This is a genomic window from Bacillus sp. LR--39 (assembly GCF_053613335.1).
The window spans coordinates 1-1,004 of the sequence record NZ_JBSIOT010000387.1; the positions used below are offsets into that span (position 1 = coordinate 1).

At 48.8% G+C, this 1,004-nt stretch carries 1 pseudogene; it reads left to right on the forward strand.

The window, feature by feature from the left end:
• Positions 1 to 1,004 (forward strand): annotated as a pseudogene (locus ACWHAR_RS23445) (excinuclease ABC subunit UvrA); the annotation flags it as partial.

A 1,004-nucleotide genomic window follows, 5' to 3' on the forward strand; every position in this document is an offset into this window, starting at 1 on the left:
AAACGATGAGCTGTCTCTAAAGGAGAATGCGATTGCACCTTGGGAACCGCAGAGCTCCCAATATTATCCGAAGCTGCTTGAAGCGGTATGCAGCCACTATGGAATCGATATGGATATTCCGGTCAGAGACCTGCCGAAGCACCACCTTGAGAAAATCCTCTACGGCAGCGGAGGCGAGCAGATTTATTTCAGATATGAAAACGACTTCGGACAAGTCCGGGAAAACTACATTGAGTTCGAAGGCGTCACCCGCAATATCGAAAGGCGCTATAAAGAAACCAGCTCGGATTATGTTCGTGAACTGATGGAAAAATATATGGCTAATCAGCCGTGCCCTTCATGCAAAGGCTACCGTCTGAAAAAGGAATCCCTCGCCGTGCTGATTAACGGCCTTCACATCGGTAAGATAACCGAAATGTCGGTAGCTAACGCCCTTCAATTTTTCCGTGAACTTGATCTTTCAGAAAAAGACATGAAGATCGCCAACCTCATTTTGCGGGAGATTGAAGAAAGGCTCGGATTCTTGAACAATGTCGGGCTTGACTATTTGACGCTCAGCCGCGCAGCCGGCACTCTGTCGGGGGGAGAAGCGCAGCGGATCAGGCTTGCAACGCAAATCGGCTCAAGGCTGACCGGTGTCCTTTACATCCTTGATGAGCCGTCAATCGGTCTTCATCAACGCGATAACGACCGCCTGATTGAGACGCTCAAAAACATGAGGGATATCGGAAACACATTGATCGTCGTCGAGCATGACGAGGATACAATGCTTGCCGCCGATTATTTAATCGATATCGGGCCCGGCGCGGGTGTACACGGGGGAGAAGTAATCTCCGCCGGAACGCCGGAAGAAGTGATGAACGATGATCAATCTCTGACAGGGCAATATCTTTCAGGGAAAAAATTCATTCCTCTTCCTGCCGAGAGAAGAAAGCCTGACAACCGCTTTATCGAGGTAAAAGGGGCAAAGGAAAACAACTTGAAAAATGTTTCCGTGAAATTTC